This is a genomic window from Halocalculus aciditolerans (assembly GCF_014647475.1).
Lineage (GTDB): Archaea > Halobacteriota > Halobacteria > Halobacteriales > Halobacteriaceae > Halocalculus > Halocalculus aciditolerans.
The window spans coordinates 498,109-524,669 of sequence record NZ_BMPG01000003.1 but is presented as its reverse complement, the minus strand read 5'-3'; the positions used below and the strand labels follow the sequence as shown (position 1 = coordinate 524,669).

The 26,561-nt window shown below is 67.3% G+C and carries 23 protein-coding genes; 8 read left to right on the top strand and 15 right to left on the bottom strand.

Annotation, left to right across the window (positions count from 1 at the left end; all coding sequences use genetic code 11):
* Positions 1–94: 94 nt before the first annotated feature.
* From IEY26_RS13535 to IEY26_RS13525, 3 genes are all read right to left on the bottom strand, one after another.
* Entirely contained in the window at positions 95–1,462 is a 1,368-nt protein-coding gene (locus IEY26_RS13535; RefSeq protein ID WP_188979794.1) for a glycosyltransferase family 2 protein, read from the bottom strand.
* A gap of 22 nt (positions 1,463–1,484) precedes the next feature.
* Positions 1,485–2,897, bottom strand: coding sequence for a lamin tail domain-containing protein (locus tag IEY26_RS13530; RefSeq protein WP_188979792.1), 1,413 nt, complete (start codon positions 2,895–2,897; stop codon positions 1,485–1,487).
* Between the two features lie 178 nt (positions 2,898–3,075).
* Complete coding sequence (locus IEY26_RS13525; RefSeq protein WP_188979791.1) at positions 3,076–4,287, bottom strand: molybdopterin molybdotransferase MoeA; 1,212 nt, start codon at positions 4,285–4,287, stop codon at positions 3,076–3,078.
* Positions 4,288–4,374: 87 nt separating this feature from the next.
* Between IEY26_RS13525 and IEY26_RS13520 the strand changes: the two genes are divergently transcribed.
* A complete protein-coding gene (locus IEY26_RS13520) occupies positions 4,375–4,830 on the top strand; it encodes a CoxG family protein (protein ID WP_188979789.1) in 456 nt (151 codons plus the stop codon).
* A gap of 110 nt (positions 4,831–4,940) precedes the next feature.
* Here the strand turns inward: IEY26_RS13520 and IEY26_RS13515 are convergent, their stop codons facing one another.
* Positions 4,941–5,228 (bottom strand): hypothetical protein, encoded by a 288-nt coding sequence (locus tag IEY26_RS13515; protein ID WP_188979788.1) that lies wholly within the window; start codon positions 5,226–5,228, stop codon positions 4,941–4,943.
* A gap of 96 nt (positions 5,229–5,324) precedes the next feature.
* Between IEY26_RS13515 and IEY26_RS13510 the strand changes: the two genes are divergently transcribed.
* On the top strand, positions 5,325–6,428 hold the full coding sequence (locus IEY26_RS13510; RefSeq protein WP_229774135.1) for an XdhC family protein: 1,104 nt from the start codon (positions 5,325–5,327) through the stop codon (positions 6,426–6,428).
* Positions 6,429–6,539: 111 nt separating this feature from the next.
* Complete coding sequence (locus tag IEY26_RS13505) at positions 6,540–8,582, top strand: PAS domain S-box protein (protein WP_188979784.1); 2,043 nt, start codon at positions 6,540–6,542, stop codon at positions 8,580–8,582.
* Between the two features lie 276 nt (positions 8,583–8,858).
* Here IEY26_RS13505 and IEY26_RS13500 read toward each other — a convergent pair whose 3' ends face one another.
* Positions 8,859–9,473 (bottom strand): TetR/AcrR family transcriptional regulator, encoded by a 615-nt coding sequence (locus IEY26_RS13500; RefSeq protein WP_188979783.1) that lies wholly within the window; start codon positions 9,471–9,473, stop codon positions 8,859–8,861.
* On the opposite strand from IEY26_RS13500, the gene IEY26_RS13495 reads away from it, so the two are divergent.
* Positions 9,472–11,166 carry an MDR family MFS transporter gene (locus IEY26_RS13495; protein ID WP_188979781.1) on the top strand — a complete coding sequence of 565 codons (1,695 nt, stop codon included), beginning with the start codon at positions 9,472–9,474 and terminating at the stop codon, positions 11,164–11,166. The genes IEY26_RS13500 and IEY26_RS13495 overlap by 2 nt on opposite strands.
* A gap of 469 nt (positions 11,167–11,635) precedes the next feature.
* Here IEY26_RS13495 and IEY26_RS13490 read toward each other — a convergent pair whose 3' ends face one another.
* Together IEY26_RS13490 and IEY26_RS13485 are read right to left on the bottom strand one after the other, a co-directional pair.
* Positions 11,636–12,340 carry an alpha/beta hydrolase gene (locus IEY26_RS13490; protein WP_188979779.1) on the bottom strand — a complete coding sequence of 235 codons (705 nt, stop codon included), beginning with the start codon at positions 12,338–12,340 and terminating at the stop codon, positions 11,636–11,638.
* Positions 12,341–12,366: 26 nt separating this feature from the next.
* A complete protein-coding gene (locus tag IEY26_RS13485) occupies positions 12,367–13,167 on the bottom strand; it encodes an MOSC domain-containing protein (RefSeq protein ID WP_188979778.1) in 801 nt (266 codons plus the stop codon).
* An 88-nt stretch (positions 13,168–13,255) separates the two neighbouring features.
* Here IEY26_RS13485 and IEY26_RS13480 point away from each other — a divergent pair, with 88 nt between their 5' ends.
* The 4 genes from IEY26_RS13480 to IEY26_RS17505 all read left to right on the top strand — a co-directional run bounded on the left by IEY26_RS13480 (position 13,256) and on the right by IEY26_RS17505 (position 17,025).
* A complete protein-coding gene (locus IEY26_RS13480) occupies positions 13,256–14,209 on the top strand; it encodes a M48 family metalloprotease (protein WP_188979773.1) in 954 nt (317 codons plus the stop codon).
* A gap of 247 nt (positions 14,210–14,456) precedes the next feature.
* A complete protein-coding gene (locus IEY26_RS13475) occupies positions 14,457–15,281 on the top strand; it encodes a GNAT family N-acetyltransferase (RefSeq protein ID WP_188979771.1) in 825 nt (274 codons plus the stop codon).
* A 611-nt stretch (positions 15,282–15,892) separates the two neighbouring features.
* The gene (locus IEY26_RS13470) at positions 15,893–16,672 is read left to right on the top strand and encodes a ParA family protein (protein WP_188979769.1); all 780 of its coding nucleotides are present in this window, start codon (positions 15,893–15,895) and stop codon (positions 16,670–16,672) included.
* Positions 16,669–17,025 carry a hypothetical protein gene (locus tag IEY26_RS17505; RefSeq protein WP_229774134.1) on the top strand — a complete coding sequence of 119 codons (357 nt, stop codon included), beginning with the start codon at positions 16,669–16,671 and terminating at the stop codon, positions 17,023–17,025. Before IEY26_RS13470 ends, IEY26_RS17505 begins: the two co-directional genes overlap by 4 nt.
* Before the next feature lie 1,205 nt (positions 17,026–18,230).
* On the opposite strand, the gene IEY26_RS13460 is transcribed toward IEY26_RS17505, so the two are convergent.
* The 8 genes from IEY26_RS13460 to IEY26_RS13425 form a co-directional block, all read right to left on the bottom strand.
* Positions 18,231–18,992, bottom strand: a complete 762-nt coding sequence (locus IEY26_RS13460) for an IclR family transcriptional regulator (RefSeq protein ID WP_188979767.1) — start codon at positions 18,990–18,992, stop codon at positions 18,231–18,233.
* A gap of 118 nt (positions 18,993–19,110) precedes the next feature.
* A complete protein-coding gene (locus tag IEY26_RS13455; RefSeq protein WP_229774133.1) occupies positions 19,111–20,424 on the bottom strand; it encodes an MmgE/PrpD family protein in 1,314 nt (437 codons plus the stop codon).
* Positions 20,421–21,737 (bottom strand): MmgE/PrpD family protein, encoded by a 1,317-nt coding sequence (locus IEY26_RS13450; RefSeq protein WP_188979765.1) that lies wholly within the window; start codon positions 21,735–21,737, stop codon positions 20,421–20,423. The genes IEY26_RS13455 and IEY26_RS13450 overlap by 4 nt, the downstream gene beginning before the upstream one ends.
* The gene (locus IEY26_RS13445) at positions 21,734–22,438 is read right to left on the bottom strand and encodes an ATP-binding cassette domain-containing protein (protein WP_188979872.1); all 705 of its coding nucleotides are present in this window, start codon (positions 22,436–22,438) and stop codon (positions 21,734–21,736) included. The genes IEY26_RS13450 and IEY26_RS13445 overlap by 4 nt, the downstream gene beginning before the upstream one ends.
* A gap of 1 nt (position 22,439) precedes the next feature.
* Positions 22,440–23,171, bottom strand: a complete 732-nt coding sequence (locus IEY26_RS13440; protein ID WP_188979763.1) for an ABC transporter ATP-binding protein — start codon at positions 23,169–23,171, stop codon at positions 22,440–22,442.
* The gene (locus IEY26_RS13435) at positions 23,164–24,222 is read right to left on the bottom strand and encodes a branched-chain amino acid ABC transporter permease (protein WP_188979761.1); all 1,059 of its coding nucleotides are present in this window, start codon (positions 24,220–24,222) and stop codon (positions 23,164–23,166) included. Before IEY26_RS13435 ends, IEY26_RS13440 begins: the two co-directional genes overlap by 8 nt.
* Positions 24,219–25,175: a branched-chain amino acid ABC transporter permease gene (locus IEY26_RS13430; protein WP_188979759.1), complete on the bottom strand. Its 957-nt coding sequence runs from the start codon at positions 25,173–25,175 to the stop codon at positions 24,219–24,221. Before IEY26_RS13430 ends, IEY26_RS13435 begins: the two co-directional genes overlap by 4 nt.
* 63 nt (positions 25,176–25,238) lie before the next feature.
* Positions 25,239–26,522 carry an ABC transporter substrate-binding protein gene (locus tag IEY26_RS13425; RefSeq protein WP_188979757.1) on the bottom strand — a complete coding sequence of 428 codons (1,284 nt, stop codon included), beginning with the start codon at positions 26,520–26,522 and terminating at the stop codon, positions 25,239–25,241.
* Positions 26,523–26,561: the final 39 nt, after the last annotated feature.

Here is a 26,561-nt window from a genome sequence, read left to right as displayed (position 1 = left end):
ACCTGTCAATCGCCCCATCGAAGGATAGTCGTTCGCTTCTCGCGGCCGGCGAGCGAGCGCGTGTCACGCACGCGGCGCTCACTGGGCGAGGCCGTCAGTCCCGGTGGTCGTCGGTCTTCGTCGTTGTTTCGAACGACTCCGGCGGGTCGACGAACCCCCAGGCCGCGCCGCCGGCGTGGACGGCGGTGACGAGCGGGTAGACGAAGAAGACGGGAAGCGTGCGGAGCGACGGCCCCTCGTAGTACCGCCAGCCCTGGAGCACCCAGACGAGCGAGAACAGGAAGAAGCCCTGCGCGACGACGTGGAAGGCGACGTGTCCGGGGAGATTCGTCGGGAGGAGCGCGCTGAAGAGCAAGAGGAAGGGCGTTACGGGGCTGAACACCCACGTGACGTTCCGCACCGCGTCGAGCGCGTGGAACCACGGCGGGAGGTGGTCTTCTTCGTGGAGCGTGCCGACGAGCCAGCGCCGACGCTGCTCGAACATCGCCCCGATGGACGGCGGGGCCTGATTCCGGAACTTCGTCTCCAACACCTCGAAGTCCGCGCCCTGCTTCGTCGCCTCCCACGTGAACACCGTGTCCTCGATGAGCGTGTCGAAGTTCCACGTCACCGCGTCCTCGACGGATTTCCGCACGGCGATGCCGCCGCCCCACGCGTACAGCGGGATGTTCCACTCCTCGAACCCGGTCTGCTCCGTCTGGTAGCCCATCCGGAGGACTTCCGCCCAGTACGTGACGTACGACCCCGTGTACATCGGCCACTCGCGGAACTGGACGACGTCGGCGTCCGGAAGCCCGTCGAACTCCGTGACGAGCGTGTCCTCGTCGAGGAAGAGCACGAACTCCCGCTCGCAGTCGAGCGTCCGGCGCGCCCACTCCAGCGCCCGGCCCTTGTTCGTCGCCTCGCACTCGAAGCCGTCGGGAACGACGTGCACGGTCGCGCCGTCGACGTCCAGCGGCTCCTCGGCGACGACGTGCCGGTCGGTGAACGCGTCGGGGAGCGCGTCGACGGTGTGCTGGACGACGTCCTCGGCGTCCACGGTGAGAATCCGAACCTGGACGTCGTCCGCGCCGTACTCGGGCGGCGGCGGCTCGTACCGCCGGCCGACCCAGGCCTCGTACCCCCAGACGACGGTCGGAATCGCGTACGCGAGCACGAATAGCCACAGTCCGAGGTAGACGAACCAGAGCAGTTCCTCCCGGAGCGAATGCCCGGTGAAGTAGCCGAGCACGGCGAGCGCGCCCGCGACGAACACCGCGACGAAGAAGCCCGCGAGCAGGCGGTCCGCCGCGAACGCCCTCTCCGTCTCGACCGATATCGGCCCGGGGAAGGCGTCGCGCGCCGGCGTCGGGAACCGCTCCCACAGCGACCCCTCGCTCGCCCACCACCAGTCCGGTCGGAGCGAGCGCTCTTCGCCCGCTCGCTCGTCCCCCGCCCCGTCGGATCGGTCGTTCTCGGTCACCGAAATCCCCCTCGTTCGGCCGCTACCGCGAGTACGTGTGCCGCAGGATCGTGTCGCCGTCCGCGTCGGTCACGCGGATGGTGTCGCCCTCGTTCCCCCAGACCGGCGTGTCGAGCCCCCAGTAGAGGTCGGCATCCGTCCACTCGCCCCCGCCGGTGTGGAGGAGGACGGACGCGCCCGCGTCGAGCGTGAAACCGTCCGGGAAGTGGAACTCCCACCCCTCGCTGTCCGTCACCGTGTGCCCCGTCAGGTCGAGCGCCGCGTCGCCGTCGTTCGTGAACTCGACGTACTCCGCGGCGAGGTGTTCGGCGTCGCCGCCCTCGGGGTTCGCGTTCAGGTCGGTGACGACGAGCGGCGTCTCCGAATCCGCGTTGTTGAACCCGCCCGGCTGGACGGCGTCCTTCCCGCGGAACCACGTGTACGAGTCCGTCTTCCCGACCAGGAAGCCGTACGCGGAGTCGAGCGAGAAGCTCGCCGCCTTCACTTTATACTCCAGGTAGAGCGCGCCGTTCTGCCGGGAGTACCGCTGGGGGCTCGCGCCGTTCCCGCCCGCGAGGTAGCGCCGCGACCCGAAGTTCACGGAGACGTTCCCGGGGTCGACGTCGCCCGGCGACACCCACTCGCTCTCGTCCGCCCCGTCCGGCGGCGATTTCACCGCGACCGTGATGGCGTCCTTCGCGTACGGGTCGAACGTGTTCGCGTCCGACTCCGGCATGATGTCGACGTTCACCCGCTTCACCGACTTCTTCTCCGCCGACCTGATGGAGACGGGTTTCGCGTCGGTCACTTCGAACGACCGCGACCCGTCGTCGCCCGAGCGGAACGTCCAGGCGTCGACGCCGCGGAGCGTCTTCGCCGAGACCTTGATGGTGGACTCGGTGTCGCCGACGCCCCAGAACGCGCCGCCGTCCGTCTCGCCCGCGCCCCACTCCCACTTCACCTTCGCGTTCCCGCCCTCCCACTTCTCGAAGTCGTCGTCGACGCTCACCGCGTCGTCGCGGACCGCCCACTCGCCCGACGACCGGGAGAGCCCGGAGAACTTGAAGAAGGCCGTCCCGCCCTGCTCGGCGTCCGCGCCCCCGTGCAGGAAGACGAGCGACGTTCCTACTGGTCCCTCGTAGAGGAAGAGCCGGGACGCCGCCCCGTCGCTCGCGAGGTCTATCGCGGGGTTCGCCGACTCCGACGCTGACTGATAGCCGTAGAACGTCTCCACGGTCTTATCCTTGTAGGAGACCGGAGACGCCTCCCACCGGAGCTTCCCCTGCTTGACGATGTACGTCTGACCTGTCGAGGAGTCGGCGGTCGAGAGATACGCGCCGGCCCCGCCGAGCGCGAGCGCGCCGAGGCCGCCGACGCCCAGCGCGAAATCCCGTCGAGACGTCTCTAGCTCCCCCTCGCTCTCCGACCGCCCGTCCGCAGCCCCGTCTCCAGACATTGCTCTACAACGCGTTTACTGGTCACGGCTGAAAAGACAACTGGCCGGACACGACACGGGACTGACTCACACACGCGGCGGTTCAACCGATGTGACACGTCGTCCCACCTCTCGCACATCCAACCTGTCTCGCGAGGAGGGGAGCGCCGCTCCGGAGTCGACGACCCGGGAACAGCGGTCAGTCGAGGACCGAGTACGGGACGACTTCGACGCGTTCGCCGGCGGTGAGGGCGTCGGTAGTGACGACGAGGCCGTCGGCGCGCGTCGCCCGGGTGCTCGCCGACAGCACGCTCGGGTCGTAGGTGTCTTCGTAGACTGCGAGCGCCGAGGAGGCGTGGCCGAGCGGCGTCGCTCGGTCGCCGTCGAGCGTGACGGGAATCGCGTAGTCGAACCCCGACGGACCGAGTTCGAGGTCGACGGTCACTTCTGCGGACACGGTGGGGTGGCGGGCGTCGCCCGTGAAGAACGGCCGCGCGACGAGCGTCGCGACGGTGTGCGCGCCCACGGGCTTCCCCGGGACGGCGAACGCGACCGCGTCGTGCTCGGGGAGGCGGGCGAGCGCGAGCGGCTTGCCCGGGCGCAGGCGCACGCGGTGGAAGTCGATCTCGCCGAGGTCGGCGAGCGCGCGGACGACGTAATCCTTGTGCCCGACGCTCGTCCCGCCCGTCGTCACGACGACGTCGTGCTCGCGCGCCAGCGACTCGATAGCGTCCCGAACGCGGTCGCCCTCGTCGGGCACTGAGCCCTCGTAGACCGCGTCGTGCCCCCACGACTCGACGAGGCCCGCGAGCATGTCGGAGTCGAGGTCCGCCGTCACGCCCTCGTGAATCTCCGTTCCCGTCGCCAGCACGCCGACGGAGAACCGCTCGAAGACCGCGACGTCGTCGACGCCGAGGTCGCCGAGGAGTATCGCGTCCTTCGCGGAGAGGCGTTCGCCCGCCGCGAAGAGCGCGTCGCCGGCCGCGTAGTTACTCCCGCGCTCGGAGACGTACGTCCCCGGCTCGACGCGCTTCCCGCGGAGGCGGCCGTCCGAGACGCGGGCGTCTTCGCGCTTCAACACGGCGTTCGCGCCGCGCGGAATCGGCGCGCCCGTGGCGACGCGGCGAGCGTGCCCCGCGTCGAGGTCGCCCGGGTCGTCCTCCGGAAACACCTCGCCCTCTCCGAGGGTGAGCGGATAGTCGTCGGTCGCGTCGAACGCGAACCCGTCCATCGTCGCCCGGCTCACGGGCGGCGCGTCCGCGTCCGCGACGACGTCTTCGGCGAGCACCCGACCGCCGATTTCGTCGGGCGGGACCGTCTCCGTGTCGCGGGACGCGAGGGCGGATTCGCGCGCCGCGAGCACGTCGCCGACGGCGCGGTCGCGCGTCACCAGGTCGGGGTGATCGGCCATACGTGCTTCTTGTCGCGTGGCGTGATAACGGTTCGCTCGACTCGCTCGCGGCGAAGAGTTTTATCGTATCACGATAATACGTGACACATGGAGTTCGACGGGACTTTCGACGTGGCGTCGTCACCGAGCGAGACCTGGGATTTCGTCCTCGACCCCGAGGAACTCGGCGGCTGCATCCCGAACTGCCAGGACGTCGACGTCGTCGACGACACCCACTACACGGCGACTATCGGTATCGAGATCTCCTACATCTCCGCGACGTTCGACTCGAACATCGAAATCCTCGAACAGGAAGAAGAGGAGTACGTGAAAGTCGAACTGACCGGGGACGCGGAGGAAGGCGATTCGGGGATGTCGGCGACGGGCGAGATGTACCTCGTTCCGCGCGAGGACGGCCCCGGCACGCACGTCGACTACGAGGTCGAGATGAACGTCACGGGGCGCGTGATGAACATGGGGAGTCGCCTCGTGAAGTCCGTCGCGAAACGACAGGTGAAGAAGACCATCGACAACATCCAGGAGGCGCTCGGCGCGCCCGAGTAGCGCGCGAAACCCACGGGACCGCCGAAATAGGGGGTCGATGCGGGTGGGCTCCCTCTGTCGCGGGGATCGTCGGTCGAGGCACGGCCTGTGCGCGCACGAGTCCATCCGTTCTACCGCGCGGGCCGGTGGGTGGCGCGCCAGTCCCAGAGGAGGTCGAGAGCGAGCCAAGTGACGGCGAGGATGCCGAGGAGCGCGAAGACGAGCATCGTCGTCGCGAGCACGGTGAACGGTCGGGTGAGCGCCACGAGGAGCGGGTAGGCGAGGACGCCGACGACGACGGTGACGACGAAACTCACCAGCGCGCAAGAGTAGTTCCCTCGCCGGCTCCCGGCGCGCTCGCGGTGCTCACGCTCGGCCTCCGCTCTCTCGCCGACCGGTCCGGACTGTGTGTTGCGCATGCATACCACTCCATACGGACGTACATCATGCACGATTATGAAGTTTTCTCGGGGGCCGGGCCAGAGTATTTAGTCTATCACTCACTATCGCTAGGTATGAGCGAGTGGAGCGTGCCGGAGTCGGAGGTGATGGACGTCGCTGGCGACCTCCTCGACGAGGGCGCGGACGCGATGCTGGCGACGGTCGTCGACGTCCGCGGGAGCGCGTACCGGCGGCCCGGAGCGAAGATGGTCGTCACCCCCGGCGAGGGCGGCGTCGGCGCGATAACCGCCGGCTGCCTCGAAGACGAAGTCCGCCGGCTCGCGCGCGGCGTCCTCGACACCGGCGACGCCCGCGTCGAGACCTACGACCTCATGACCGACGACGACGTCTGGGGCATGGGCGTCGGCTGCAACGGCGTCCTCGACGTCCTCCTCGAACCCCTCGACGACTCCTTCCGCCGCGCCGTCGACGCCTACGCCGCCGGCGACGACACCGTCGTCTACACCGTCATCGCCAGCGACGACGACCGCCTCGCCGTCGGCGACCGCGCCTACGCCGACGCCCTCGACGGCTTCCCACCCGACGTCGCCGCCGCTCTCGAAGACCGAGACCCCGGCGGAAGCTCCCACGCCGCCACCGTCGACACCGACCGCGGGACCGCCACCGTCTTCGTGGACGTCATCGACGCCCCCGCGGACTTCGTCGTCGTCGGCACCGGCCACGACGCCCGCCCCGTCGTCGACCTCGCCGCCCGCATGGATTTCTCCGTCACCGTCGCCGGTTTCCGCGGCGCGAAGTCGAAGGCCGAGCGCTTCCCCGCCGCCGACGCCGTCGTCTCCACCAGCCCCCGCTCGCTCACCGACGACGTCGACATTGACGCCGACACCGTCGTCGTCGTCATGACGCACAACTACGTCGACGACCGCCTCGCCGTCGAAGCCCTCCTCGACACCGACGCGCCCTACGTCGGCCTCATGGGCCCCGACGACCGCTTCCAGGAGATGCTCGGTGACTTCGCCGACGAGGACGTCACGTTCACCGACGCCCAACTCGACCGCGTCTACACGCCCGTCGGCCTCGACCTCGGCGGCGGCGCGCCCGAACAGGTCGCGCTCAGCATCGTCGCCGAAGCCCTCGCCGTCCACAACGACCGCACCGGCGGCTCGCTCAGGCGCATCGACGGCCACATCCACGACCGCCCCGCCGCCGACGACTGACCCGCGCTCGCCAATTCTTGGTCGTGTGAGGAAACCTATATCCGGTGACGTGCTAGATGACTATCCAGTACCGACCGTCGCCGCCCACAGCGGTCGCAGCCACGAACACCAATGTCCAGCACACGATCCCGCTACGAGGCGATGTGTGAGGCGTCGCCGGACACGATCATCCTCGTCGACGCCGACGGCCGAATCACGTACGCGAACGACCGCGTCAGCGAGATGTTCGGCTACGACCCCGACGACCTCGTCGGCGACCCCGTCGAAGTGCTCGTCCCCGAGGCCGTTCGCGACGGTCACGTCGCTAAACGCGACGCCTACCTCGACGCCCCCGAGACCCGGCCGATGGGCGCGAACCTCGACCTCACCGGCCGCCGGAAAGACGGCACGCACTTCCCCGTCGAGGTCAGCCTCAGCCCCATCGACGCCGGCGACGACCTCGAAGTCATGGCCGCCGTCCGCGACCGCAGCGACCGCCGCGCCCTCCGCCAGAAGTACCAGACCATCCTCGAAGCCGCCCCCGACCCCGTCTTCATCACGGACGCCGTCACCAGAGAAATCGTCGAAGTGAACGAACAGGCGACCGCGCTCCTCGGCTACGACGCCGACGACCTCATCGGCGCACCCCAGACGCTCCTCCACCCGACCGGCGAGGAAGACACCTACAACGCGCTCTTCGAACGCCACGTCGCCGAGCAACACGCCACCTTCACCCGCCTCCCCGACGGCTCGCCTATCTGCGCCGAAACCGCCACCGGCGACTGCATCCCCGTCGAAATCAACGCCCGCGTCTTCGACCTCGCCGACCACCGCCTCGTCGCCGCCGTCTTCCGCGACGTCTCCGCCCGACGCGAACGCGCATCCCAACTCGCCGCGCTCCACGAGACCACGCGCAGCCTGATGACCGCCGACGACCCCGACTGCGTCGCCCGCCTCGTCGCCGACGCCGCCGACTCCATCCTCGCCTACACGAGCACCGTGGTCCGCCTCGCCCGCGACGGCTCCCTCCAACCGGTCGGCGTCACCGACCAAGCCCACGCCGAGATGGGCGACCGCCCCACCTACGCCGCGACCGGCGACACCCCCGCCGGCCGCACCTACGCCGAGCAGGAACCCCGCCAGTTCGACGACGTCCGCGACATCGACGACGACTACGACCGCGGCGACGCCCGCTCCGCGATGTACTTCCCCCTCGGCGACCACGGCGTCCTCTGCATCGTCGACCCCACCGTCGCCGCCTTCGACTACGGCGACGTCGAACTCGCCTCCATCCTCGCCGCGAACACCGAAGCCGCCCTCGACCGCCTCACCTACGAAGGCGAACTCGAACGCCAGAACGAACGCCTCGACAACTTCGCCAGCGTCGTCTCCCACGACCTCCGCAACCCCCTCCAGGTCGCACGGGGCTGGCTCGACATCGCCCAACGCGACACCGACGCCCCCACTGACGCCCTCGACCGGGTCGACGCCGCCCTCGACCGCATGGCCGCCATCACCGACGACACCCTCACCCTCGCCCAACAAGGCCGCACCGTCGCCGACGAAACACTCGTCGACGTCGCCGACCTCGCCGCCAGCTCCTGGAGCACCGTCGACACCGGCGACGCCCGCCTCCACCTCACCGACGACTTCCGCATCCGCGGCGACCCCGACCGCCTCCGCCACGTCCTCGAAAACCTCTTCCGCAACAGCGTCGAGCACAGCAACACATCCCCCCACCCACACTCCCTCGACGACTCTCCCGACGACCCCCCCAGCGTCACCATCACTGTCGGCCCCATCGACGACCACCCCGACCCACAGAACGCAACCGAGCCGACTGACGCATCGGCTTGTACCGGTACCTCGGCGGCTGACACATCGATTCGTACCGGTCACTCGCCGTCTGGCGAACCGACTCGTACCGGTCCCTCGCCGTCTGACGAACCGACTCGTACCGGGTTCTTCGTCGCGGACGACGGCCCCGGCATTCCCGAGGGAGAGCGAGATCGCGTCTTCGAGCCGGGCCAGACGACCGCGCCCGACGGCACCGGGTTCGGCCTCGCCATCGTGAAGGAAATCGCCGACGCCCACGGCTGGACCGTCCGCGTCACCGAGAGCGAATCCGGCGGCGCGCGCTTCGAGTTCACCGGCGTCACGCTCGTCGACGCCTGACTCAGTCGCTCGCCCTTCTCGCCGCGTTCGATTTCTCGACGCGTCCCGCGCAAGCGGTTCCGCTCCCCCACGGCCTCACCCTGGGGTACGTTGCGAACGACACGAAACGTTCACGAGGAGTGAACATACGATAGCGAAGACGGCATGGTTACAGAAAACGAGCCGCTCAGGCCCTGTCTCCTGACGAACCGATCCGGGTGATCCGACTCTACGAGTGGTAGTAGCCGGTCCGGAACCCCGGTCGAACTACCTAAACGACAGTGTCTGACTGTGCTCTCAGTCCGCGGTCAGTCCTCTCGCGAGCGCCGGGATATGGAGGTCGTAGAGGACCGATCCGGTCCAGCCGTCGATCTCGGTGTCGTGCGGGTGGTCCCCGAAGTGAACGATCGTTTCGAGTTCCTCTAGCAGGTAACCCAGTTGCCCAGCGGAGAGGTCGGGGAATTCTTCGTCCGTCCGTTCGCGGAGCGCGTCGAGAATCGGGCGGAGTCGGGAGACGAAGCGCTCGTACTCGGGGTCCCGTTCGTCTCTGCCTGGCTGGCGGTCGTATGACCGCATGAGGTCCTCCGTATCGGCTTCGGAGAAGAAGCCGTCCTCCGTTTCACGCGCCCACGTCGAGAAGAGGCGTTCCAGTCCTTCCGTTGCGTCAGTGACGTCTTCGAGTTCGTCCTCGATACGGTCGAAGCGCCGGTCGTGTTCGCGGGAGATCAGCTCGAGGAAGTAGTCGGACTTCGAGTCGAAGAAGTGGTAGAACGTCCCCTTGGCGATGCCGACTGGTTCCGTGATGTCGCTGACCGTCGTCTTCTGGAAGCCGTAGGTACCGACGACTTCCCGGCCCGTCTCGAGGAGGTCTTCCCGGATCGCTTCCCGCTCCTCTTCCGTGAAATTTCGCATGGTCGACGTCGGCGCTATGAACGTATGTCGTTTGTGGTCACGCGCATGGCTCTATGAACGGAAACACATATACAGTCATACGGACAGTAGTGGAGTATGGCCCAAGAGAACGCCGACGTGTCGAATCGAATCGGGAGGTGTCGAACCGATGCCTGAGGCCGCAGGCGGCTCGCTCGACGGTCGTCTGAAGTACGTCGCGTTCGCTGGACTCGGCCTCTCGATGCTCCTCGGTGCAGTCGATCAAACCATCGTCGCGACCGCCCTCCCCTCGATCGCCACTGACCTCGGATCGCTCGACCAAGTCTTCTGGGTCGTTACCGCCTACCTCATCACCTCGACGGCCGTCACACCCCTCTACGGGAAGATATCGGACGTCTACGGTCGTCGCCGACTCACACAGATTGCGATCGTCGTCTTCCTCGTGGGCTCCGTCCTCTCCGGAGTCTCGGGGTCTATGCTCCAGCTCGCCGTCTTCCGCGGTCTCCAAGGCGTCGGGGCCGGCGGACTCATGGCGATGGCGATGGCTGGCATCGGCGACATCTTCACTGCCCGCGAACGCGGCAAGTACATGAGCTACCTCCAGCTCGTCAATGGAACCGCCATCATGGCCGGACCGCTCTTTGGGGGCTTCCTCACCGACCACTTCACGTGGCGGTGGATCTTCTACGTCAACCTCCCGCTCAGCCTCCTCGCGCTCGCACTCGTACAGGTCGCCCTCGACGTTCCCGTGCCCAGCGAGAACCATCGGATCGACTACGAGGGCGCTGGCCTCCTCGTCGTCGCCGTCTCCGCGCTCGTCGCCGTCGCCTCTTGGGGCGGCAGCCGCTACGCGTGGACGTCTCTCCCGACCCTTGGTCTCGCGGCCGTCACCGTCCTCAGTACCGTGCTATTCCTCGTCCAGGAGCGGCGCACCGAGGAACCGATGGTCTCGCTCGGCCTGTTCCGTAACCGATCGGTCCTCCTGATTACCGTGCTCTCGGTGCTCCTCGGCGGCGTTATGCTCGGCGTAATCAACTACGTCCCCGTCTTCATGAAGACGGTCCTCGAGGAGAGTGGCGTGAACACGGGTGCGCTTCTCATCCCGTTTACCCTCGGTTCCATCGGGAGTGCGGTCCTCGCCGGTCAGCTCATGAGCAGGCTCGGACGGTACAAGACACTCACGGTCGCCGGACTGCTCACCACTATGGTCGGTTGCTATCTGCTCTCGACGATGGGAGCAGACGTCAGTTTGCTTCAGACGGCGGTCTATATGTTCATCACCGGAACGATCGGGATGACGGGACCGACGCTTGCGACCGCGATTCAGAACGCGGTGAGCGGGAACGACATCGGCGAGGTGAGTTCGCTCTACTCGTTCGCCCGAAACCTCGGTGAGGCACTCGGCGTCTCCGCGTTCGGTATCGTCTTCAATCGCCATCTCACCGCCGAACTCAGCGACGTACTGCCAACGGGTGTTGACCCGAGCACTGTCTCGGAGAGCCCACAGGTGATCCAGCAGTTATCCCCACAGCTTCAACAACAGGTCATCAGCGCGCTCGTCAACGCGTTCCACGACGTCTTCCTCTTTGGTGTCGCTCTCCTCGGCGTTGCGCTCGTCGCGTCGCTCGCCCTTCCGAACCTCGACCTGAAGGAGGAATCCGGTGCCGAGCAGCGCGCGGCAGTCCACGATACCCCTGTAGAGAGTGAGGACTGACACCCAGATATGAGAAGTACACGACAGCCCTGAACCCCTCAATTCAGTACGTTTCCCTCGAACAACGATGATGATCGCACAGAATCATCTGGTCGAGCGAGTCGACGAGATGCTTTGTGCGACGACTGAGTGGCCATACCTCGGAACCACCACAGGCGAGTCCGAGAAGGACTCAGAACCGTCAAAGCGGACAATCCAACGGATGCTTCGCCGGGACTGGCGCGAGGTACTCGACGAGATTCGATCCGTGGTCATTCCTTCGTTCAGCCTCCCTCGGCCAGACGACCCGATTTACTCGGAGGAAGAACTTCTCACGCTCGAAACACCGGCTACGCTTACGAACACTGCTGCGAATAGTGCAGGTGCGATCTTCGGCGACAGCAAAAACCCGACACCCGAACTTGACGACGCGCTCAATACCGATGGTCCAGTAACTCCCACCCGAGCAGTGTGTATCGCGACTGTTGGTTTACGACTTCGGGAGCGCGCTCGGGCCGTCGGCGAGCGCGGCGAGCACGGCGTCGACGTGGTCGTCGCGGGCGGGGGACGCGAAGAGCTCGTGGCCGCCCTCGTACTGCACGCGGTTCTCGGGCGGTGCGCGCCGCTCGATGGCGTCGACGCCGACGACGCGGTCCGCGGGCGTGTAGAAGACGCTCGTCCGCTCGGCGTCGAAGGCCGGGAGGCGTTCCTGTGCGCGCTTCGCCTCTCGGAGGAACGTGGGGGCGGCGCGCCCGGGGACGTCCGCGAGCTGTCCGTCCGTCGCCAGCGCGCCGAGGCCCTCGCGGTCGATGCCCGCGGGGAGAATCGGCGTCGCGATCGGGAGTCGCATCGCGAGCGAGACGACGGGGTTGTCGAGCGCGTCGTGGAACCCCCACCACGGACTCAGGTGGACTTTCGCTTCGACGCCGTCGAGGAACTCACCGACGAGCCCGCCCGTCGAATGCGTGAGCAGGCGGTAGTCGTCGAGGTCGGCGACGCGCTCCGCGACCGGGTCGCGGTACTCCGCGTCGAAATCCCGAATCACGTCGGGGAGCTCGAAGCCGTGCACGCGGTAGCCGGCGTCGACGACGCGGCCGACGAGCCACTGCACGTTCTCGTGCCGGAAGCGGTTCCCCCACCCCAGAATCGTCACGACCGACGGGTCGCCGTCCGCGCCGAACTGCTCGTATCGCATACCTCCGTTCACGCAGCCAGCCGCCTTCAGCGTTCGCCGTCCAGCACGGCGACGTCGTCGCCGACCGCGACTGACTCACCCACCGTCTCCTCGGGGACGGTCGTGTTCACTATGAGCCGGTAGTAGTGGTCGAATCGGGACTCGTCCGCCCACGCCGGCAGCGTCGCCTCCCGGTTCTCCACGAACGTCCGCCTGAACGCCGGTGTCTCTTCGCCCGTGTCGGGGTCGCGAGACGGAACGACGCAGCGTGCGCACGGGTTCACGCCGTCGAAGACCGCGTCGCCGACGCGGAACCGAACCGCTTCGCCTTCCCCCGCGTAGAGTCGGTCCTCCCAGAACGCCGGCACGCCGTCGACTTCGAGGTTCGCGCGGAACCGTCGCCGGACCGATTCGACGGGGAGGTCGAACCAGCCGGCGACGGTTTCGAGCGTCGCCGTGCTCACGACCGTCGGCCCGGTCGCGTCCGTGTCGTCGGGAAACCCGCCCGTTTCGTCGTGGTCGAGCGACACCGCATACCCGAGGAAACCCGCGAGCCAGTCGGCCGCCGCCGGCCGCTCCGCCGGCAGGTGGAACGCGGCCGCCGACTGACCGCTTTTGTCCTCCCCGCGTTCCCGGAGCGCCAGCGTTCCCTCTCGGGGGTCGTACGTCGAATCGACGCGGTGCACCGCGCGCTCGCGCTTCCCGTTCACGTACCGCCCTTCGGCGTCACGAATCGCGTACTCTCGGTCGAGCGTCAATCCGCCGTCTTCCAGCACCGACGCTGACGCGAGGTCGAGCGGGTCGAGAGACTTCACGGGGTGAACGCGGACGCGGGCGAGAGAGGCCATGTCTCGTTGTGGCGCGCCGCGCGTCGAAAAACCCGCGGGTCCCCGCCGCCTCGAAAAGCGTTTCCCGCGCTCACTCCTCACTCACCGTATGCGTCGACTGACGCTCCGCGTGCTCTTCGCCCTCGTCGGAGTCTGCCTGCTCGTCGTCTACCTCGGCGCGGCCTACGGCGCGTTCGTCGTCCTCTCGCTCGCCTGGCAGGCGCGCCCCGACCCGGCGGCCACGCTCCTCCTCCTCGCCCTCCTCACCGTCGTCTTCGGCTACGGCTCGTACCGCTACGGGACCAGACGACTCCTCGCCTCCATGGACGCCCGTCCGCTCCCACGCGGCCGCTTCCCCGCCTTCTACCGCCGCCTCGACCGCCTCTGCGAGCGCATGGACCTCGCCGAACCCGCCGTCCTCGCCGCCGCCATGGGCGTCCCGAACGCCATCGCGCTCGGCGGCGTCGGCCCCGGTGCCATCGTCTTCGACGTCGGCCTCTTCCGCCTCCTCGACCCCGACGAACTCGAGGCCGTGCTCGCCCACGAACTCGCCCACCTCGAGAGCCGCGACAGCCTCATCCAGACGCTCGCGTACTCCTTCGCGCAGTCCGCCGTCGGTCTCCTCGTCTTCGTGCTCCTCCCCGTCACCCTCGCCGTCACCGGACTCGCACGCGCCGCCGCCTTCCTCCGCGGCCACCCGACTCGCTGGGATGAAGGCGTCTTCGGAGACCTCCACGACTCCCTCGCCGGCGTCGTCGCCCTCGCCGTCATTCTCCTCACCCTCCTCGTCCGTGCACACTCTCGCGGCCGCGAGTTTCACGCCGACGACCGCGCCGTCGACGTCACCGACGACCCCGCCGCCCTCGCCCGCGCCCTCCGCAAAATCGAACGCGCGAGCGAACCCCCTCAGGGGGTCACCGCCCCGCTCTACACCTACGGCGACGAAGACGGCACGCTCTCCCGCTGGCTCTCCACTCATCCCTCCATGGACGCCCGCGTCGAACGCCTCCGCGACCGATACAACCGAACCCGCGACCGCGACGCACGCGACAAAACCGCCTAACTGCGACCCGTCGACACGACCGTCACATCTGCCCTCTCCGCCTCTCACGCCTTCTCCACCTTCCTCGCCCCCGTACTACTCCTGCCACTCCCCTCCACCCTCTGAGAACTGTCTAACCTCTCTATATCGTCTGAGCTACCTATTCTATCTTAACTATCTGTCCCTTCTTGGCTGTCTTTGCTATCTGTTCGAGCATCGCGGTTCGCCGCTCGGTATGGTCTTCACCGTGGACTCCTTTTCGGCAGCTATGGATGTCGACTTCCGCCCGCTCACGGCGCGTGACGCGGGCGACGCCGCCGCGCTCTCGACGGCGGTGGGATGGGGGATGCGCCGCACGGACTGGGAACGATTCGTCTCGCTCCCCGCCGTCCGAACGGTCGGCGGCTGGCGTGACGGCGAGCTCGTCGCGACCGCGACCGCTGTCTGCTACGACGCCGCTGTCGCGTGGATTGGTTCCATCGTCGTCGCCGCACCCTACCGTCGGCGCGGGCTCGGCACTCGCGTCTTCGAGCGCGCTTTCGACGACGTCCGCGACCGCGTCGACGTCGTCGGCCTCGACGCCAACGACACCGGCAAACCCATTTACGCTGACGCCGGCTTCGACGACGTCCTCACCGCGACCGTCTACACCGGCACTCCCAGCGCCGACCTCGACGCGAGCGGCGTCGAACCGCTCACCGACGCCGCACGGATCGCCGGGTACGACGCGACGCGCGTCTCCGTCGACCGGGAGTTCCTCCTCGCCTCCCTCCTCGACGACCCCGATACGCGCGGCGTCGTCACCACCGACGACACCGGCTACGCCATCGCGACGCCCACGCGAACCGGCTGGGCCGTCGGCCCGCTCCTCGCCGACGACAGACAGACGACCCACCGCCTCCTCGCCGCCGTCCGCGACGCCCTCGACGGCGACTCCTTCACGATCAACGCGCTCGGCTCCGCTCCCGCCGCCGCCTTCGCCGCCGCCGGCCTCACCGACACGCGAACGCTCACCCGGATGACCTACCCGACCCCCGAACCCGCTCTCACTGGCCGCGGCGTCTACGCCAACGCCGGCTTCGCTCTCGGCTGACCCCGTATCGCTCGCACAGCCCGCTCTCACCGCATACCGGGAATAGCCGCCATACTGATCCTATCTGTCTAAACTCTCTTCGCCCTCATCTCACGCCCAGACATATATTCTCTCTAAGACAGAATATCGAGGTATGCACGCACAGCGCGCTCTGCGAACCCACACTGCATTGACCGATACGATAGCTAAGCCAGCATCACGAGCTATCCCGTCTATGACGAATTTCCGCTTCGAGCTCTTTGGTCGTCGTCGAACCCTACCGAAGAAGCAGTCTTAGACAGATATGACCGACTAGACGCGTATATCCTGCGAGAAAGCGCTCCTCAAGCCGCCTTTCTCTCTCCCTGCGGCGAAGAAGCCAATCCTCATAGCCAGCATAACTCGATATGTGGGCTTTGCCCGTGCGACAGGTAAATCCTGATTAGCGTTCTTTCCGGTCGTTCCTCGCTACGACGGCGTAGCACGAATAGCCGTCTGTGCCGGCATTACTGGATATCCCAGTTATCCTTGTTACGACAGTTATGGTATCTTAGATAGCTACGACTTCTTCACTGGCTGTTTCCGCGCAAAGTTTTATGCGGTCTTAGACTATTATCTGGGAGTAGCGAGTTATGACGTATCGACTATCGCTCTCGAACCAGAAAGGCGGCGTCGGGAAGACGACGATCACGATCAACGTCGCGGGCGCGCTCGCGGAGCGCGGGCACGACGTCCTCCTCGTCGACATGGACCCACAGGGTCACGCCACCGAAGGCCTCGGACTCACCGACGCCTACGACGCCGAACCGCCATCGCTCTACGACATCCTCCTCGACACGGACAACCAGGAGGTCATCAACGACATCGTCGAACCCCACGCGGAGTTCGACGTCCTCCCGAGCAACGTCGACATGTTCAACGCCGAACCCGAACTCACCACGGCGATGCGGAGCCGGGAACGCTTCGACATGGCGCTCGACGAACTCGACCACGACTACGACTTCCTCCTCGTCGACTGCCCGCCGTCGCTCGGGAACCTCACCGACAACGCCCTCCTCGCGACCCAGCGCGTCCTCATCCCCGCGCTCGCCGAAGGGACGAGCATCCGCGCGCTCGAAATTCTCTTCGACCAGATCGACACGCTCGAAGCGAACTACGAAGTCGACATCGAGGACGTCGGCCTCGTCGCGAACCGCGTCGAACAGGACGGCGAAGCCGACGACATGATGGACTGGTTCGAGCGAACCTTCGAGGGTCGCGTCCCAGTCTGGGAGGTCCGGAAACGAGTCGCGCTCAAGCGCGCGTGGAATCAGGGCCACTCCATCTTCGCCCACGACGAAGAGTGCGACATGGAGGCGGTCTTCCTCGACATCGCTGACCACCTCGAAGCGAACGCGGAGGCCACAGCATGAGCGACCGGAACACTCGAAGCGACCGCTTGAGCAAGCGCTTCCAGCAGAAAGACGACGACGCCGACGCAGAGACAGAGTCGGAGGCGTCGAGGGCGGAAGAAGAATCAGAGTCGAAGTCCGAACCCGAGTCCGCGTCCGAGGCGGACGAGCAGGTCTCGGTGAAAGAGCGGCCGAGCGTCCTCATGTACCTCCCGGACGACGTCCGCACCGAACTCGACATTCGCTTCGACGAGCTCAACGCGCGACACAAGCGCGAACACGGCGAACCCCTGGAGAAGAACCGTGACTACTACCCTGCGGTCGTCCAGTCCGGCCTGACCGGCGACGACCTCGAGGACATCCTCGGGCTGTAAACCGATAGCCGCGATACCTCCTCGCGGGATCGCGAACGCTCCGCGTTCACGGGCACCTCCGATTTGCCCGCTCTACGGTGTCTCCGCACCCAAGAACCCCCTAGAGAGACGCTAGGATAGCGAGCGTTGGATGCTGGGAGCGTGAGTAGGCGGAGACACTCATCACGTTCCCATCCGATTGGATAGCGTTCAGATTAGCTGACTCCGCGCGGAGCCGAAAGCTCGCAGCCGATCTTCGACGGTCTCCGTGTCGGCGTCCCTGAAACAGTCCGAGAAATGGCTCTTTCGACGTATTACTATTGTAGATTACAATTCCGATGTCACTCCGGCCTCGTGTGTCTCGCGTTCGAACCGGTGCCCATTCTGACAGCAGCCTACCTGAACGTACACATCTCTTAACGTATGGGAGGGGTTCATCATCAACGACACATCTCTCGCGGAACTCTTCGAGAAACACCTCGGTTACCGCCTGTTCTCTCTCGAATCGAGCTGCTAGAGTAGCTAGTTCGTCTCTGCATTGACCTCGGCGTGGAGCCATAGCGTTCGGAGTGAGCTGGATCGCCGCCTCGTTACCCGCGACGTGACCCGGAGCCGGTTCTTTCAACGGGCCGTCGGTTGGCTGTACCCAGTTGTGAACGGTGGAACGCCAGTGCCGATACCGAACCTCTCGGAGAGACATATTGTTTCTGAAGGTGGTACTTCTGGTACGTGCGGTCGCACATTGAGCGTCCCCGTGGGCTCTCGTGTCGTATCTCTCCCCCTCGCGGAGACCGACCCCGACGGTATCCGAGCCGAACTCGACGCCGTTCGCGACCGAGAGTGCGCCGTGGGCTGGGACGAGCGGGTCGTCGGCGTGGGTATCGCCGTGCCCGATTGTCGTCGACGACGTCTTCACGGCTCCGTCGACTCGTCCGTCCCTCGGACCAACTTACCGACGCCGAACAGAGAGCCGGCCCGTCCGCCACGTCCAGAAGACGACGGGCGTCGTCGATGTCAACTCCCAGCACGACCGCGAATCCCACCCGCCGAATTACGAATGTATGTCTGTAAAATCTTGTTCGTCGCGACCATCTCGCTCTGTACCCATAGAGAACGACGCACCCCTCGTGGCGAACAGCTCTTTCCACTCCTGTGTCGACTTCCCGAAAGAACCGGATACGCTTGCGATGAATTCCTACTATACACCGATGCCGAACTCCGGTTCGCTATTGGGAGTACGTGGATTTGATGCTGATGACGCGGGCGATCTGTTTCAGCGCGTCGGGGAGTTCGGTTTCGAGGCGGTCGCCGGAGAGGCGGGTGGTGGGGGCGGAGAGGCTGACGCCGGCGGTCGCCTCGCCGTTCTCGTCGGTGATCGGCGCGCCGATGGCGCGCATCCCCGTGATGCGTTCTTCGTCGTTGAACGCGACGCCGCGCTCACGGACGCGGTCGAGTTCGTCGAGGAATTCATCGCGGTCGGTGATGGTGTTCTCCGTCACGGCGGGGAGGCCGCGTTCGTCGATGATGTCGTGGACGCGCTCGACGGGGAGAAAGGCCAGGTAGGCTTTGCCGACGGCCGTCGAGTGCAGGTGGACGCGCGTGCCCGTGTGCGAGTCGGTCGTGATGGCGCGCTCTGACTGACTCTGGTAGATGTACGTCCCCATCCCTTGTTCTTCGACCATGAGCTGGACGCGTTCGCCGGTCTCCTCGACGAGCCGGTCGATCTCGGGGCGTGCCTCCCGGTAGAGGTGGAAGCGGCTGCGCGCGCTGTTCCCGAGGTCGAGGAACTGGAGGCCGAGGTGGTAGCCGTCGTCGTCTCTGACGACGTATCCGCGGTCGCGGAGCGTGCGCAGGTGGGCGTGAATCGTGCTCTTCGAGCAGTCACAGCGGTCGGCGAGCGCGGTCACGGTGATGCCGTCGTCGTCCCGGAGCGCTTCGAGCACGTCGAAGGCGGTGTCGACCGACTTCACTCGTCCATCCGTGGGCATACACCGATAGACGACGCCGACCGCTAAAACGATACCGGGAGTTTACCGATACCGAACCGGTGTTAGGTAGCGTCGGAGAGCGCGGCGGTGAGCGCGTCGATGCGTGTCCCGCTGACGTTCACGACTGCGTCGACGAGGTCGTCGTCGGCGTCGGCGAGCCCGTAGTCGAGGAGGCCGGCGACGAGCGCGCGGAACTCGGTCTCGGAGACGGGTCGCGGTAGTCGCCGTACGGGTACGCGCGCTCGCCGGTGCGGGTCGCCCCATCGGTCAACGTGAGTTCGACGCGCGCGCCCCACGATTCGGGGAACGCCGCCTCGAAATCCGCGTCGGCGTGGAGGCTGACGCGGCCGGCGAGGTCGCGGACCGCGGGGTCGGCGAGCCGCTCTGGCGTGAAGTCGTCGAGCGTGACGTCCCTCGAGACGAGTTCGCGCGCGAGGACGTACGGGATGGAGAACTTCCCGCCGGTGAAGGTGTCCGGGTCGGCGCGCGCCATGTCGACGGCGTTCCCGTAGGTGTAGACGTCGACGCGCTCGACGCGGTCGGCGTCGGGGCGCGCGTCGAGTTCGCGCAGCGCATCCAGCGGGGGGTGCGTGTACCGACAGGACGGCGTCGTCTTCACGTAGACTTCGGTGACGTACCAGCGCTCCCCGAGCGACACCATCGACTCCGCGAACCCGCCGTCGAGCATCTCGTCCAGCGGGTCGTAGACGCGCTCTAACGCCTCTGCCGAGCCGGTGACGCCCGCGGCCGCGGCGAGCGCGACGTTCACGCCCGTCGCCGCGGAGTGTCCCGCGGTGAAGTTCCGCGCTGGCGCGCCCTCCGCGTACGGGTCGAACATCGAGACGACCGCGGTGTTCGCCGCCGCGCGGAACGCGTCTACCAGCACGTCGTCGGCGGCGTCGACGGCGAGCAGGCCGGCGAGCGCCGGGCCGACGACCGTCCACGTCGCGTGCGGGTCCCGAATCAGCCACGGCACCGACTCGTTCAGCCGCGCCTTCATCGCGAAAATCGCCCGCTCCAGGCGCGCGCTCACTTCGTAGGCCTTCACGCACGCGTCCACGAAATCCGCGCCCGACACCGTAGAATCGTGGGTTTCGGCGAGCGCGAGCGCGCCCGTGACGAGTGCCGCCCCGACGTGCCCGCCCTCGTTGTGGCCCTCCTCGATCTCCTGCGCGATTGCCGCCGCCGCGTTCAGGAGCGCCGCCTGCGACGCGTTCCGTCGCCGATTCGTGCCGAGGACGAGCGCCGGCCCGCCGCCGAACCCTCCGTCACTCGTCTCTCGAACGTCGGGGGCCTCGGAGCCGGCGACGGCGGCGGCGAGCACGTCGGCGACGATTCGCTCGCCGGCCGCCCGCGCCTCGTCGGGGACGGGCGCGTCTAAGAAGTCGTAGACCTGTGCCTCCCAGTCGCGGACCGGTGTCTGTGGAATCATCGTCGTGTCAGTCTGAGGAGTTCCCGCGGGTCGGTGTCGCCGACCGCGGCGTTCCAGAGCCGCTCGCTCCCGTCGTCGCCGAGCGCGGGCGCGACGAGCCCGTCGAACTTCTCCCGGATTTCGCTGCTCGTGAACGGGCGCTCCGGGTCGCCCTTCGCGCGCTCGACTTCGCTCGTTTTCGCTGTGCCGTCGGCGAGCCGGACGGTGACGCGCGCGCCGCGGGCGTCCGGCGCTCGCGCCGCCACCGCGTCGTCCACCGAGACGGTCGTCCGCGCCGCGAGCGCGAACACGCGCTCGGGAACGCTGTCGAGGTCGAACGCCGCCTTGTCGGCGTGCCCGAGCGCGAACGCCGCTGCGACGGCGTACGGCACGGAGAACTTCGCCGCGAGCGCGGACTCCGGCCGCTTCTCGTCGAGCGACGCGGCCGCCGGATACGTCCCGACCTCGACGCGCTCGACGTCGTCGGGGTCGACGCCCTCGCGGAGCGCGAGCGCCGCCTCCACGGCGGGGTGCGTGTACCGGCAGGCGGCGAACCGCTTGAAGTAGCCGTGTTCGACCTCCCACGTCTCGCCGAGCCCGCCCGTGAGAGCGTCGGTGTCGACGCCGTCGGCGGTCGCGGGCGCGAGGTGCCGAACGACGCCGTCGGCGAGGCCCGTGAACCCGGCTTCGGCGGCGTCGACGGCCGTGAGGCCGTCCTGGTTCGACGCACCTGCGTAGGTGTTTCTGACCGTCGCGCCCTCCGTCGCCGCGGCGAAGCGCGTGTGCTGGGCGCTGTTCGCCGCGACGGCGAGCGCGTCCGCCGTCGTCGCCGCGTCGAGCCCGCGGAGGCGCGCGACGCCGGCCGCCGCGCCCACCGCCCCCCAGACGCCGTGCGGGTGGTAGCCGTCCGCGAGCGGCTGCATCGCCATCCCCGCCCGCGCCGCCACCTCGTAGCCCGCCGCGAGCGCCGCGAGGAACGTCTCCTTCTCCGCGTCTCGACTCGCGGCGTCCGCGAGCACCGCCGGGAGCACGTGAATCGCGGGGTGGCCGGCGGCGAACCGGTGGCCCTCGTCCAGTTCGAGCGTCGTCCCCGCCGTCCCGACGAGGTAGGCCGCGCGGTCGACGCGCGCGAGCCCCGTCGTGCCGGGGACGGGAACGCCGCCGTCGTCGGCCCACGCCGCCGCGAGCGCGCGCACCGCGTCGTCGTCCGCGCCGCCGACCGCGGCGGCGAGCGTATCCGCGAGGACGAGCCCGAGGCGGTCGCTCACGCCCCTCGGGACCGAAGAAAGAGAGAGAGACACAGCGAACTCGGCGAGTCGCTCGGTGGGCGTCATGCGCCGAGGTAGGCCTCGATGACCTCGTCGGCCTCCAAGAGCTCCTCGCCCGTACCGGAGAGCGTCGTGCGGCCGTTCTCCATGACGTAGCCGCGGTCCGCGAGCGACAGCGTCTGCTTCACGTTCTGCTCCACGAGGAAGACCGTCATCCCCTCCGCGTGAATCTCGCGGATCGCGTCGAAGACGTCCTGCACGAGCTTCGGCGCGAGCCCCTCCGTCGGCTCGTCGAGCACGAGCAGGTCGGGGTCGCCCATCAGCGCGCGGCCGATGGCGAGCATCTGCTGTTCGCCGCCGCTCATCGTCTCCGCCGCCTGCTCCTCGCGCTCTTCGAGGCGCGGGAACAGCTCGTAGACGCGGTCCAACATCGCGTCGCGGCCGTCGACGGCGCTCGCGCGCTGCGCGCCGAGCAGGAGGTTCTCACGCACCGAGAGGTCGCCGAACAGCTCCCGGCTCTCCGGGACCTGCACCAGCCCGCGGTCCACGATGTCCTCCGTGTCCGCGTCCGTGATGTCGCCGCCGTCGTACGTGATCGTCCCCGCGGTCGCCGGGATGATGCCCGAGACCGCGCGGAGGGTCGTCGTCTTCCCCGCGCCGTTCGACCCGATGAGCGCGACGATTTCGCCCTTCTCGACGCTCAAGTCGACGCCGTGCAGCACCTGAATCTCGCCGTAGCCGGCCTCCAGCGAGTCGATGGTGAGCATCTCAGACATCCTCGACCTCCTCGCCGATGTAGGCCTCGACGACGGCCGGGTCGTTCACGACGTCCGCCGGCGCGCCGAACGCCAGCTCCTTCCCGTTGTCGAGCACCTTGATTCGGTCCGAGATTTCCATGATTGCGTGCATGTCGTGTTCGATGACGAAGAGGCTCGTGCCGCGCTCGCGAACGGCTTCGAGGCGGTCGAGGATGCGCTCGGACTCCGCGGGCGTGAGCCCCGCCATGATCTCGTCCACGAGGACGAGTTCGGGGTCGGTGGCGAGCGCCCGCGCGAGCTCTAAGGATTTCTGCTTCCCGAGCGTCAGCCCGCCGGCCTTCCGGTCGGCGTCGTCGGCGAGCCCGACGAAGTCGAGGGCGTCCCGTGCGCGCTCCCTCGTGGGGCCGCGCCGCCGCGTGTGGATGTGCGCGCCGACCATCGCGTTCTCTAGGACGGTCATGTCCTCCATCGGCCGCGTAATCTGGAAGGTGCGCGCGAGCCCGCGCTTCGCGACCTCGTGGGGCTCCATCCCCGTGATGTCCTCGCCGCGGAACTCCACCGTCCCCGACGTGGGTTTCAGCGCGCCGCTCAGGCAGTTGAAGAGCGTGGTCTTCCCCGCGCCGTTCGGCCCGATGAGGCCGACGATTTCGCCCTCGTCGATGTCGAGGGAGACGTCGCTCAGGGCGACCAGCCCGCCGAACTCCTTCGTGATGTCCGTCGCGTGCAGTATCGTCTCAGTCATCGTCTTCCTCCGTGCGGCCGAGTAGCGCGCGGAACCGTGCCGGCCAGTTCACGATGCCTTTCGGACTGTACAGGACGATGAGGATGAGGACGAGCCCGTAGACGACGTGGCTCAGCCCGTTCACCTGGTCGAACGTCGTCCGGAGCACCTCGCTCACCGGGGTGACGAAGAACGACCCGATGATGGGGCCGATGAGCGTCCCCGGGCCGCCGACGACGGCGGGGAGGAGCAGGCGGACGTTCAAGAACAGGTCGAACACCGTCGACGGCTGGATGGTGTTGTAGTACATGCTCCAGAACGCGCCCGCCCACGCGGTGAAGAACGCGCTGATGACGACGCCGTAGATCTTGTAGCGGTTCGTCGGGACGCCGACGCTCGCCGCGGCGTCCTCGTCTTCTCGGATGGAGAAGAAGTAGAGGCCGATCCACGAGTTCCGAATCGCCCACGCGACGGCGGTGACGATGATGAGGAACGCGAGGATGACGTAGTAGTAGGGGAGGTCGGTCTGGAACTGGAACGCGGCCAGTCCGGGGCCGCTGGCGTAGTCGCGGGCGAACGGCTTGTAGTAGCCGTTCGCGCCGTTCAGCTCCGAGGTGTTCTGCACGACGACGCGGAGCAGTTCGGCGAACGCGAGCGTCGCCAGCGCGAAGTAGTGGCCCTTCAGGTTGTAGCGGAAGCAGAGCACGCCGACGAAGAGCCCGTAGACGGCGGCGAGGAGGCCGCCGACGAGCATCCCGATCCAGGGGTTCAGGCCGTACGTGGCGAGCAGCGCCTGCGTGGCGTACGCGCCGATGCCGAAGAAGGCGGCGTGCCCGAAGGAGAACTGCCCGGTGTAGCCGGACATGATGTTCCACGCCTGCGCGGAGAACGCGAAGATGAGCGTGAGGACGAGAATCTTCACGCTCACCCACTGGTCGATGGAGACGCCGGCGACGCTCACCGCGATGAGCTGCGGGAGCACGGCGAGCAGGCCGAACCCGAGCGCGCCCTTCGCGACGCCCGAGTACCGGTGGTCGTCGAAGGCGCGGTAGCGCTCGCGGAGTTCGCTCACGCCGACTCACCCCCGAAGATCCCTTCCGGCTTCACGAGGAGCGTCCCGATGAAGAGCAGGAAGATGAGAATCTGGTAGGTCGTCCCCGGCAGGTAGTAGGAGCCGAAGACCTGGAGGAACCCGATGATCATCCCGCCGAGGAACGCGCCCGGGAACGACCCGAGGCCGCCGAGCACGACGATGACGAACGCGTTGATGAGGTAGGTGCTCCCCGAGAACGGGTCGAAGCGGTTGAAGAGCGCGACGGAGCCGCCGGCGAGGCCGGCGAGCGCCGCGCCGATGCCGAACGTGAGGTAGTTGATGCGCGTGACGTTGATGCCGACGTACTGCGCGCCGATGCGGTTGTTCGCCGTGCCGCGAATCTCCCGGCCGAGGTCGGTGTACTGGAGGAACGCCCAGACGACGACCATCGCGAGGATGGCGAGCGCGAGCGCGTACAGCCGGCCGTTCGGGATGAAGACGCCCGCGACCTCCAGCGTCCCGGCCTTGAACCCGATGCTCTGCGGGTCCGGGCCGAAGCCGATCTCGATGACGCTCTGGATGACGAAGAGCGCGCCGAGCGTCACGATGAGCTGGTTCTGGTCGGGCGCGTCGAGGATGGGTTCGATGATGCTCAGGTGCATCACGACGCCGAGGACGAACAGGACGACGACGGCGACCCCGATGGCGAGGAAGGGGTTGACGCCGAACGTCGTCGTGACGACCAGTGTCGTGTACATCCCGACGACGAGGAAGATGCCGTGCGCGAAGTTGATGACGTCCATCACGCCGAAGATCATCGTCAGTCCGAGCGCAGTGAGCGCGTACACTCCGCCGAGGAGGAGGGCGAACGCGACCAACTGGAGGAGCACGGGGTTCAAACCGAGGACGTCCCGCAGGATCGCCGAGAACGGGTCGACGAACCGCGAGAGCATCGACAGCGGGAGCAGTACTGCACCGAACGCCGGTATCATGGTGTGTCGAGTAATCTCATCTGTGTAGTGTATGCCGCCTCTGAAAGGGCGTCGCGGTGACGCTTAGATCTGGGGCTGTGCTTCCGCGTACTCCTCGGGGTAGACGACTTTTGCGGCGAGGTCTTGCACCTGATTGACGGGCGCGAGCGCGTTCGCGTTCTCGCCGTTCTCCTGGAAGTCGATGGTGCCCATCGCCGCGATGTGGTCGTCGACCTGGATCGAGCTGAGCGTCTCGTTGATGGCTTCGGGGTCCGTACTCCCCGTTTCCTCGATGGCCTGAATGATGACCTCCGTGGCGACGTACGCCATCCCCGTCGATCCGTCCATCCCCTTATCGTACTGGTTCCGGAAGGCCTCGCGGACGGCCGCGGTCTTGTCGATGGTGTTGTTCAGCGCGTAGTTGTTGTCGAGGACGCCGTTCGCGAAGTCGCCGATGTCGGCGAGCGCCTCGTCGTCGAGGAACGTCGCGCTCGCGCACGCCGTCAGGTGCGGCGGGCGGTAGTCCTGGTCCTGCATCGCCTGCGAGAGCAGGACGCCGCCGGGGACGTACGTCGTCGCGATGACGGTGTCCGGGTCGCTCTGCTTGAGCTTCGTCACCTGCGTGTCCGCGCTGTCCGCGCCGTACTCCAGCGCCGTTTCGACGGTGACCTCGACGCCGTTCTGCGGGAGGTACTCGTTCAGGCTCTCCCGAATCGCCTGCCCGTAGCTGTTGTTCACGTAGAACAACCCGGCGGTTTCGATGGTGCCGCCGTTCTGCCGGATGACCTCGGGGACGTACTCCGCGTAGTCCCTCGCCATCCGCTTCGCGGGCGGCTGCGGCCGGTACGAGTAGTCGAGCCCGCGGCCCTGCAGGACGGCGTCGTCGGCGGCGACCGAGACGACGAACGGCGTCTGCGCGCGCTCCGCCGCCTGCGTCGCCGCCGTCGTCACCGGCGAGGAGTAGCAGCCGGTCAGGACCGACGCGCCCTGGTCGATGAGGTCGTTGCTCACCTGCCCGCCGAGGGACTGCTCGCCCTGGTTGTCGCCGCTGATGACCTTCACGTCCGCGCCGCCGAGCGCCTCGATGCCGCCGGCTTCGTTCTTCCGCTGCGCGGCGAGTTTCACCGCGTTGTCCATCTTCACGCCCGTCGACGCCAGCCCGCCCGAGAGCGGGTGGTTCGATCCGATGATGACTTCCTCGACGTTCCCGCCGCCGTTCGTCGTCCCCGTCGTCGTGCCGCCCGACGTCGAGGTCGTTGTTTCGCCGCCACCGCCGGAACATCCCGCGAGGGCCGCGACTCCCGAGACACCGGCGAGTTTGAGGTATCGACGCCGACTCGACACTGCAGACTGCTCACGCTTGCTCATGGTAGCATGTACCTATGGGTGGGACACCCACTAAATGAT

Bases quoted from the DNA above. Each gene is read 5' to 3' on its own strand.
- IEY26_RS13485 (WP_188979778.1), bottom strand. From the start codon at position 13,167: ATGGCCTCTCTCGCCCGCGTCCGCGTTCACCCCGTGAAGTCTCTCGAC.
- IEY26_RS13440 (WP_188979763.1), bottom strand. From the start codon at position 23,171: ATGACTGAGACGATACTGCACGCGACGGACATCACGAAGGAGTTCGGC.
- IEY26_RS13425 (WP_188979757.1), bottom strand. From the start codon at position 26,522: ATGAGCAAGCGTGAGCAGTCTGCAGTGTCGAGTCGGCGTCGATACCTC.
- IEY26_RS13495 (WP_188979781.1), top strand. From the start codon at position 9,472: ATGGTCGACGTCGGCGCTATGAACGTATGTCGTTTGTGGTCACGCGCA.
- IEY26_RS17505 (WP_229774134.1), top strand. From the start codon at position 16,669: ATGAGCGACCGGAACACTCGAAGCGACCGCTTGAGCAAGCGCTTCCAG.
- IEY26_RS13445 (WP_188979872.1), bottom strand. From the start codon at position 22,438: ATGCTCACCATCGACTCGCTGGAGGCCGGCTACGGCGAGATTCAGGTG.
- IEY26_RS13505 (WP_188979784.1), top strand. From the start codon at position 6,540: ATGTCCAGCACACGATCCCGCTACGAGGCGATGTGTGAGGCGTCGCCG.
- IEY26_RS13520 (WP_188979789.1), top strand. From the start codon at position 4,375: ATGGAGTTCGACGGGACTTTCGACGTGGCGTCGTCACCGAGCGAGACC.
- IEY26_RS13530 (WP_188979792.1), bottom strand. From the start codon at position 2,897: ATGTCTGGAGACGGGGCTGCGGACGGGCGGTCGGAGAGCGAGGGGGAG.
- IEY26_RS13475 (WP_188979771.1), top strand. From the start codon at position 14,457: ATGGATGTCGACTTCCGCCCGCTCACGGCGCGTGACGCGGGCGACGCC.
- IEY26_RS13450 (WP_188979765.1), bottom strand. From the start codon at position 21,737: ATGACGCCCACCGAGCGACTCGCCGAGTTCGCTGTGTCTCTCTCTCTT.
- IEY26_RS13515 (WP_188979788.1), bottom strand. From the start codon at position 5,228: ATGCGCAACACACAGTCCGGACCGGTCGGCGAGAGAGCGGAGGCCGAG.
- IEY26_RS13490 (WP_188979779.1), bottom strand. From the start codon at position 12,340: ATGCGATACGAGCAGTTCGGCGCGGACGGCGACCCGTCGGTCGTGACG.
- IEY26_RS13430 (WP_188979759.1), bottom strand. From the start codon at position 25,175: ATGATACCGGCGTTCGGTGCAGTACTGCTCCCGCTGTCGATGCTCTCG.
- IEY26_RS13510 (WP_229774135.1), top strand. From the start codon at position 5,325: ATGAGCGAGTGGAGCGTGCCGGAGTCGGAGGTGATGGACGTCGCTGGC.
- IEY26_RS13525 (WP_188979791.1), bottom strand. From the start codon at position 4,287: ATGGCCGATCACCCCGACCTGGTGACGCGCGACCGCGCCGTCGGCGAC.
- IEY26_RS13470 (WP_188979769.1), top strand. From the start codon at position 15,893: ATGACGTATCGACTATCGCTCTCGAACCAGAAAGGCGGCGTCGGGAAG.
- IEY26_RS13460 (WP_188979767.1), bottom strand. From the start codon at position 18,992: ATGCCCACGGATGGACGAGTGAAGTCGGTCGACACCGCCTTCGACGTG.
- IEY26_RS13455 (WP_229774133.1), bottom strand. From the start codon at position 20,424: ATGATTCCACAGACACCGGTCCGCGACTGGGAGGCACAGGTCTACGAC.
- IEY26_RS13480 (WP_188979773.1), top strand. From the start codon at position 13,256: ATGCGTCGACTGACGCTCCGCGTGCTCTTCGCCCTCGTCGGAGTCTGC.
- IEY26_RS13500 (WP_188979783.1), bottom strand. From the start codon at position 9,473: ATGCGAAATTTCACGGAAGAGGAGCGGGAAGCGATCCGGGAAGACCTC.